Here is an 8040-nt window from a genome sequence, read left to right on the forward strand (position 1 = left end):
ATTAGATAGAGGAACTAGAGCCATTTGAATCTAGGAAACAAGCCTTAGATAGAACTGAAGTTCATCAAGGCGCTGTTGACGACGAGTCAAATGAGCTATAGTTTCTCTATTATCTCTTGATTTCTTCCATGACATAGGCCTCAATCACATCATCCATCTTGATATCATTGTAGCCATCTATCATCAAACCACCTTCACGACCGTTTGTAACTTCTTTCACGTCGTCTTTGTAGTGTTTCAAGCTTGCGAGTTCGCCATCATAGATAACGACACCGTCACGGATAACACGGACTTTAGAGTCACGGGTAACCTTACCGTTAATAACCATGAATCCACCGATAGTTCCCACTTTAGATACCTTGAAGGTTTCACGGATAACTGCTTCACCGATAACTTTTTCTTCGAATTCTGGATCAAGCATCCCTTTCATGGCTTCTTCCATCTCTTCGATAACCTTGTAGATAATGCTGTGAAGACGGATTTCCACATCGTCAGCTTCTGCTTGTTGACGAGCTTGTGGTGTAGGGCGTACGTTGAAACCAACGATGAAGGCATTTGAAGCTTCGGCAAGAGTCACGTCAGATTCATTGATGGCACCGACTGCCGAGTGGACGATAGTAACTTTGACACCTTCTACGTCGATCTTTTGAAGTGAGGCAGAAAGGGCTTCAACAGAACCTTGTACGTCGGCCTTAATGATAACGTTAACTGATTTGAGTTCACCAGCTTTAAGCGTATCAAAGAGGTTTTCAAGGCTGACACGTTGGGTAGCTTGACGTTGTTTCATAAGGGCACGTTTGGCACGCTCTTCACCTGCTGCACGCGCAGATTTTTCATCTTCGTAAACGGCAAAGTGGTCACCTGCCATTGGCGCTTCGTTCAAACCTGTGATAGAAACTGGAGTTGATGGTCCAGCAACCTTAACACGACGACCAAGGTCGTTGGTCATAGCACGGACACGACCGAAGGTATTTCCGACAACGATTGGATCTTGGACATTCAAGGTACCTTGTTGAACAAGAAGGGTTGCGACCGCACCTTTTCCTTTATCCAGGCGCGCTTCGATAACTGTACCGATCGCACGCACTGTTGGGTCTGCCTTGAGTTCTTGGATTTCAGCTACAAGAAGGACTGTTTCCAACAATTCTTCGATGTTTTGGTTAAATTTAGCTGAGATTTCAACAAATTCAGAATCTCCACCCCAAGCAGTTGACATAACTCCATGCTCTGCCAATTCACCGATAACGCGTTCTGGGTTAGCACCTGGTTTATCAATCTTGTTAATGGCTACGATGATTGGAACGTTGGCCGCTTTTGAGTGGTTAATGGCTTCGATAGTCTGAGGCATAACCCCGTCATCTGCCGCTACGACCAAGATAGTAATATCGGTAACAGAAGCACCACGCGCACGCATAGATGTAAAGGCCGCGTGTCCTGGTGTATCAAGGAAGGTAATCTTCTTGCCATTTTCCACGATTTGGTAGGCACCGATATGCTGAGTGATACCACCTGCTTCACCTGTCGCAACACGAGAGTTACGAAGGGTATCTAGGAGTGTTGTCTTACCATGGTCAACGTGTCCCATGATGGTTACAACTGGTGGACGCTCTACCAATTCATCTTCATTGAGATAGCCATCTTCGACAAAGAAACGCTCGATGTCGGCATTATCCACTTCAACCTTTTGTTTGGCTTCGATACCGTAATCCACCATGAGGAGTTCAATCGTTTCTCCATCCAAGGATTGGTTTTGTGTGGCCATGACACCCATCATGAAAAGTTTCTTAACAATTTCAGCTGGTTCACGTTTGATACGTTTTGCGATTTCCGCAACGGTCATACCATCTGTATATTCAAATTCTGTTGGCAATTCATGGAATTTACGCTCCGTAACAGGTTTTGGAGTCTGATTGCGGTTGTTCTTGTTATTGCCTTTTTTGTTCTTTTTGTTGTTATTCCAGTTACTATTCTTTTGATTTCTCACTTGATTTTGACTACTTCGATTCTTTTGTTGTTTTCTAGGACCATCTTCTTCGTGATCATAATCGTCACGATTTTTGTCTGGTCGAGCTTGTTTTTTACGACGTGTATCCACTGCAGGTTCTTTTTTCTCAGGGACGACTTCAACCACTGCTTGAACTTGCTGTGCTTGTTGCGCTTGTTCAGCTAACTTAGCCGCTTCTTCAAAGATTTCCTCTGGTTCCTTGCGTTTGTTAGCTTGAGCCAAGGCTTCTTTAGCAGCCTGATACTGCTTGAAGCGTTCCTCACTTGAACGTGCATACTCTGCATTTTGTTCTGCTTTTAGGGCTGCTGCACGGGCTTTAAAGTCAATACGTGGAGCCGCTTGATTTAAACGTTTGTCCTCTTGTTGACGGCGCTCATTTCCACGATTTTGCTGACCTTGCTGTTTCTTAGCTTGGTCATTAAAGCGACGATTATCGCGGTTGCCTTGACCTTGTTTTCCACCATTACGGTTATCATTCTTTTGATGATTTCCCTTTTGTTGGTCACGGTTATTGCCCTTATTTTGCTTGCGTCGCTCTGCCTGCTCTTTGGCACGGGCTTCACGCTCAGCCTTGAAATTACGGCTTTGCGGTTTAGCTGCTGCTTTTTCTGTTTTCTGAGCAACTGGCTCAGCTGGTTTTACCTCTTCCTTAGCTACAGCTGGTTTAGCTGGCTCTTTTTCGGCTTTCTTTTCTGCACTTGCTTTTGGTGCTGCAGGTTTTGCTTCTACTTTCGGAGCAGCTGCAGGCTTAAAGCTGGCAGCGATTTTTGCAGCGACAGCTTCTTCCACACTTGATGAGTGGCTTTTCACATCCAAGCCCAACTCTTTTGCACGCGCTACAACTTCTTTGCTTTCTTTTCCAAGTTCTTTTGCGATTTCGTACAATCTTTTCTTAGACAAATCATGTCCTCCTCTTCTATTCCATAAGAGACCTCATTTTCTTTGTAAATCCAGCATCTGTCACAGCCAAAACCTTTCTCGATTTTCCGACTGCTATGCTTAATTCCAGTGTTGAAAACACGGTTACAATTTCTACTTGATAATAATGACCTTTATCTTGAATCTTCTTGGTCAGATTGGGTCCAGCATCATGGGCTAGAAAGACCATCTTGGCCTTGCCGTCTTGAATGGCCTTGACCACCAATTCTTCACCCGATATAATCCGCCCTGCTCGCTGAGCAAGTCCCAAGAGATTGCTTATCTTTTGCTTATTCAAGTCCTAACTCTCTTCTTTTCACTTTGTGATCCACATAAGCGATCAACTCGTCATAAAAGCTTTCATCCACTTCCATGCTAAAGCTGCGGTTAAAGACCTTCTTCTTTTTCGCCTCTAGGGCTTCTGCATTGTCTAGCTTGATATAAGCGCCGCGGCCATTGGCCTTGCCTGTCGAATCGATAAAGACTTGTCCTTCCTTGTTCTTGACAATACGGAGCAAATCACGCTTATCAATCACTTCATTAGACACAACAGACTTACGCAAAGGGATTTTTCTAGTTTTCATCTTTCCCTCCTCTAGCAGCTTTTATTCTTCTACAGTATCATTTTCTGCTTCCAACTCTACTGAAGCAGCTTCTTCCATGGCTTCAAATTCACTAGCAGACTTGATATCGATACGGTAACCAGTCAAATGAGCTGCCAAGCGAACGTTTTGCCCACGACGACCGATTGCAAGAGAAAGCTTGTTATCAGGAACAACCACCAAGGCACGCTTACTGTCGTTTTCATCAAAGATAACTTGGTCAACTTCAGCAGGAGCGATGGCATTGTAGATAAATTCAGCTGGATCTGCTACCCACTCGATAACGTCGATATTTTCTTCGATTGGTACCATTCGGTCGCTCTTAGCATCGTAGCGAGCTGGGTGAAATTTGCTCGTAATCTTCTTAATATTAGCTCCACCACGTCCAACGATTGTACCGATAGCGTCCACGTTTGGATTATGGCTACGAACTGCAACCTTAGTACGATCACCAGCTTCACGGGCCACGCTCATGATTTCAACCGTTCCATCATAAACTTCTGGAATTTCTTGCTCCATCAAACGTTTGATCATTTCTGGATGGCTACGGCTAACAAAGACGTTTACACCACGAGGGTTGTCTTCAACCTTGTAAACATAGACTTCGATACGATCATGGGAAGCAAAAACTTCACCAGGAATTTGGTCTTGTTTTGACAATTGGGCTTCGATGCTGCCGAGGTTGACATAGATAAAGCGGTTGTCAAAGCGTTCTACAGTACCAGACATGATTTCTTGCTCATGTTCTTTGTAAGTATTGTAAGTGATGGCACGTGTTTGCTTGCGCATTTTTTCCATGATGGTTTGTTTGGCAGATTGGGCTGCTACACGACCAAACTCAGCAGGTGCTTCTTCAAACTTGATTTTGTCACCAAGTTCATAGGCTGAATTAATGGCAAGAGCATCTTTTAAGCTGATTTCCAAACGGCTATCAAATACTTCATCAACCACTTCACGGACAGTATAAACTGTAAAGTCACCTGTTTTTTCGTTGAAATCAATAGCTACACTGTCTGATTGACCATAGCGTCTGCGATAAGCGGAACGAAGCGACTCTACTACTGCGTCGATGATGTCTTCTTTTTTGATTCCCTTGTCTTCTTCCAAAATGCGGAAGGCCTCTAACATTTCTTTACTCATGTTTTCTTCACTTTTGAATCCTCAAAAGCTATCCTTTCTTTTTCTATAATTTAACTGCTAAACGTGCTTTTGATACTAAACTGTATGGAATTTGGACAGTTTTCTTACGCGTCTTGTCCATATATTCCATGGTCAACTCGTCCTCTTCGAAGGCCACCAAGGTTCCTTCAAAGACCTTTTGCTTATCGATGGCTTGGTAGAGCCCGACATGGATGTATTTCCCAACCGCTCCAGCAACTGCATCCTTGGTTTTCAAAGGACGTTCCAAACCTGGACTGGTGATTTCTAGGAAATATTGTTCTGGGAAGGGATCTGGCTTGATGGTGTCTAGGACAGGACTAATAATTTCTGTCAAGTCTGCCGTGTCGTTCAAGGTAATTCCTTCAGGTTTATCTACAAAAATACTGAGAATCATGTCACTGCCAATCTTTCCATACTCGATATCCACGAGTTCGAAAGGAGCTTGAATGACAGGTTCTACAACTTCTCTGACTAATTCTACGATTGTTGCGATTGCGTCCACCTCCTCATAAGCAAGAGGCGAAGATATTTCCCCGCCTCACTTTTCATATTCTTACTATTAGTATAGCACGTTTGCCAACTTATGTAAAGCAAAAGCACTTATACAGCCTGATTTCAGGCTATTTCTTAAAACTGAGCCTCAACTCGGTAGATAACTTGCCCCTTGTTGGAGAATTTTTGCTCGTATTCTGTCATGACATTGCCTTCAAAATCACTAGCATGTAAATCAAGCCAGACACCATTGAGTTTCATGCCATATTGAGAAAAACTCACTAGGCTGTACTCAAACAAGCCACGGTTATCCGTCTTGAAATGAATTTCTCCATTTTCAGGCAAGATGCGCTTGAAGGTATCCAAGAAGGTCTTGTAGGTCAACCGACGCTTTTCATGGCGTTTTTTCGGCCATGGATCTGAAAAGTTCAGATACAAGCGATCGATCTCACCGTCTTCAAAGTAGTCAGTCAAGTCAGAACCATCTACCCACAAGAGCTTAATGTTAGGCACTCCAACTTCAAGCACCTTGTCCAAAGCGTAGCTCAAAACAGACTTTTGAATATCAATCCCGATATAGTTGATGTCAGGGTTTTGCTTGGCCATACCTGAAACAAAGGCACCCTTTCCACTTCCAACTTCCACATGAATAGGATTGTCATTGCCAAACAAGTCCCGCCATTTGCCCTTGGCTTCCAAGGGATTGAGGACCACATACTGGGGATTTGCCTCTAGTAATTCTGTCGCCCCTTTACGATTTCTAACTCTCATCTTCTCTTTCCATACTTGTCTCGGAAGTGGCGCAAGCCATGAATCTCCCGATTGACATTTTCTAAATCTTGGTTCATATAATACTTGGAAATCTGGCTCAAGTAAGACAATTGACCGTACCAATACAATTTACTTAATACCGTTTGATTGTACTTGTAACCGTAGTAGGTCAACCATTCCTTCCACTGATGTTCTGGAATATAATGGCAGAGCATATGAGCCACGTCAAACATGCGGTCGGTCAAACGAACCGAATCCCAATCTACCAAATAAATCAAGCCACTGTCTGTCTCAATCCAATTACTATGTCGTACATCTCCATGGACAATGGTCGCATGGTCCTCTCTAAATCCTGGAATAGTCTGACGTAAATCAGCCATCACTTCACTGATAAAATGATTTTTACGCAAAGCATCTGGAGCCGTTTCTTGCCAAGACTGTAGTAAATCTACAGGTGTTTCCATGGCATAACCCAACCGACTCAACTGTGTCATCAAAGGACGTGAGCGATGTAGACGGGTTAAAATATTGACGATTTGCTTACGATTCATATCATAGGGGGTCAATATCTTGCCAGTCAACCATTCTTGAGCACACATATCACGCCCATCTGCCAAACGGCGACTCCATAATAATTGTGGAGCAATTTGTTCTCTAGCTAGACCAGGTAGGATTGGAGAGGTGTTCATTTTTACAAAGATGCGCTTCCCATCAGGATAGCTACCCATATAAGCCTTGCCACTTTTCCCAGGTATGGGAGTCAGTGTTAGCTCATTATCACCCAAATCCATTTCTTTCCTCCGTATAAAGTTTCCTTACTATTCTACTAGTTTTTGGGCTATTCGTCAACCGCTCCACACCTGATTCTCAAAGAAAAGCCTCTGGATTGACTTGGGTATCATTATAGAAAGAAAAGGCAAGCATAATCTGCTACTTACCTTTTCATGATTTTTATAAATAATATAAGAGTGGCCAAGCATTGTAAAACATATGAACTAAAGTAGAAACCCATAAGTTTTGGCTCTTTTTATAAGCAAAGCCCAGCAATAAGCCCCCAAGTAGATAAAAAATAAACGAAGAGACATTAGAAGGTCCATGCATGAAAGAAAAGAGAGAGGAAGTTAGCACAAGCCCTAACCAAGAATTGTCAAAAACGGCACCTTGAAGAAGTCCTCTGAAAATGAGCTCCTCCTGAATGGGGCCAAAAACTGAGGAAGTCAAAATCAAAGACAGAGAAATTCCTCTGCTGACTTCCGCCAAGTGTTGAACCCCTGAACCAGAAGAAACAGCGAAGAAATGAATATAAACCAGCGTCTCAAGTACACTTAGAAGAAAGATTGCAATGAAAAGCAAAAGTTGTTTCTTGCTTAACATCCCAAAAGAAATCATTTCAAACTTTCTAGCATAAGCAACACTCAGCGAGGTTACTAGAAGACTTACAATAATCAATTCAGATTCATTTTGAAAAAAATCCCCGTGGTTAATCGTATAAGGAACTGTAATGACGATTAGTAGTACTAAAAATCCAAAACACAAGGCATGAAATTTATCAAAAAACTCCATAAAACTTTCCTCCTCAACAAACAAACTTCCTACGCGTCATCCTTTAGCTCTAACCTTTCCAAAACAAACCATTTGAGTAACCAAAATCCGACCACATAACCACCCCCTAAAAAGATAGCCATTAAAGATAGCATGGGGTTTAGGAAATAAAAGGCCACAACAGATACAAAGGTTAGCACAAAAACATTAAAGGCAATGGTGTCAGAAGCCAAGACTAGAATATAGGGCGTCAACCAGTCTAAGGTTTTGGAATCTAGGAAAAATAAGTGTTTATACATGATGACCTCCTCTATGGCTGAAAAGCAAGCCTTTGGTTTTTTTACCCCAAGACCCTATGTAGAAAAGTGAGCAAAAATGGTAATGTTGCGAAAATATTATTGATCACATGCACCGCATAGGATGGATAAATACTCTTGGTATAGCGGGTCAAACCGGCAAAGATGATTCCAACTGTTGCAAAGACGAAGATATCTAACAAACTAGGCAGGCTTGAAAAATGAGGAAGAGCAAATAAAATTGACGGAAGAA

At 42.6% G+C, this 8040-nt stretch carries 10 protein-coding genes; all 10 read right to left on the reverse strand.

Features of this window, described 5'->3' with window-relative positions; translation table 11 throughout:
* Window positions 1–109: 109 nt before the first annotated feature.
* On the reverse strand, window positions 110–2905 hold the full coding sequence (infB, locus tag N8M20_RS09495; RefSeq protein ID WP_261080422.1) for a translation initiation factor IF-2: 2796 nt from the start codon (window positions 2903–2905) through the stop codon (window positions 110–112).
* 16 nt (window positions 2906–2921) lie between these two features.
* Window positions 2922–3221: a YlxQ-related RNA-binding protein gene (locus N8M20_RS09500; RefSeq protein ID WP_261080423.1), complete on the reverse strand. Its 300-nt coding sequence runs from the start codon at window positions 3219–3221 to the stop codon at window positions 2922–2924.
* Window positions 3214–3507 carry an RNase P modulator RnpM gene (gene rnpM, locus N8M20_RS09505; RefSeq protein WP_261080424.1) on the reverse strand — a complete coding sequence of 98 codons (294 nt, stop codon included), beginning with the start codon at window positions 3505–3507 and terminating at the stop codon, window positions 3214–3216. Before rnpM ends, N8M20_RS09500 begins: the two co-directional genes overlap by 8 nt.
* A 21-nt stretch (window positions 3508–3528) precedes the next feature.
* The gene (gene nusA, locus N8M20_RS09510) at window positions 3529–4665 is read right to left on the reverse strand and encodes a transcription termination factor NusA (RefSeq protein WP_049531427.1); all 1137 of its coding nucleotides are present in this window, start codon (window positions 4663–4665) and stop codon (window positions 3529–3531) included.
* A gap of 43 nt (window positions 4666–4708) precedes the next feature.
* Window positions 4709–5188 (reverse strand): ribosome maturation factor RimP, encoded by a 480-nt coding sequence (gene rimP / locus N8M20_RS09515; RefSeq protein ID WP_033679724.1) that lies wholly within the window; start codon window positions 5186–5188, stop codon window positions 4709–4711.
* 125 nt (window positions 5189–5313) lie between these two features.
* The gene (gene trmB, locus N8M20_RS09520) at window positions 5314–5949 is read right to left on the reverse strand and encodes a tRNA (guanosine(46)-N7)-methyltransferase TrmB (protein WP_001266095.1); all 636 of its coding nucleotides are present in this window, start codon (window positions 5947–5949) and stop codon (window positions 5314–5316) included.
* Window positions 5946–6740 carry a cell cycle regulator CcrZ gene (gene ccrZ, locus N8M20_RS09525; RefSeq protein WP_016399198.1) on the reverse strand — a complete coding sequence of 265 codons (795 nt, stop codon included), beginning with the start codon at window positions 6738–6740 and terminating at the stop codon, window positions 5946–5948. Before ccrZ ends, trmB begins: the two co-directional genes overlap by 4 nt.
* Window positions 6741–6900: 160 nt before the next feature.
* Window positions 6901–7512, reverse strand: a complete 612-nt coding sequence (locus N8M20_RS09530) for a CPBP family intramembrane glutamic endopeptidase (RefSeq protein ID WP_261080425.1) — start codon at window positions 7510–7512, stop codon at window positions 6901–6903.
* 29 nt (window positions 7513–7541) lie between these two features.
* Window positions 7542–7790 (reverse strand): immunity protein BlpZ, encoded by a 249-nt coding sequence (gene blpZ / locus N8M20_RS09535; RefSeq protein ID WP_261080426.1) that lies wholly within the window; start codon window positions 7788–7790, stop codon window positions 7542–7544.
* 41 nt (window positions 7791–7831) lie between these two features.
* Window positions 7832–8040 (reverse strand): CPBP family glutamic-type intramembrane protease (locus N8M20_RS09540; protein ID WP_261080427.1); only part of this gene is annotated, 209 nt, incomplete at its 5' end.

Source organism: Streptococcus mitis (genome assembly GCF_946190275.1).
Lineage (GTDB): Bacteria > Bacillota > Bacilli > Lactobacillales > Streptococcaceae > Streptococcus > Streptococcus mitis_DC.

Coding starts and splice junctions, on each gene's coding strand:
- nusA (WP_049531427.1), bottom strand. CDS start 4,665: ATGAGTAAAGAAATGTTAGAGGCCTTCCGCATTTTGGAAGAAGACAAG.
- trmB (WP_001266095.1), bottom strand. CDS start 5,949: ATGAGAGTTAGAAATCGTAAAGGGGCGACAGAATTACTAGAGGCAAAT.
- rnpM (WP_261080424.1), bottom strand. CDS start 3,507: ATGAAAACTAGAAAAATCCCTTTGCGTAAGTCTGTTGTGTCTAATGAA.
- blpZ (WP_261080426.1), bottom strand. CDS start 7,790: ATGTATAAACACTTATTTTTCCTAGATTCCAAAACCTTAGACTGGTTG.
- N8M20_RS09530 (WP_261080425.1), bottom strand. CDS start 7,512: ATGGAGTTTTTTGATAAATTTCATGCCTTGTGTTTTGGATTTTTAGTA.
- ccrZ (WP_016399198.1), bottom strand. CDS start 6,740: ATGGATTTGGGTGATAATGAGCTAACACTGACTCCCATACCTGGGAAA.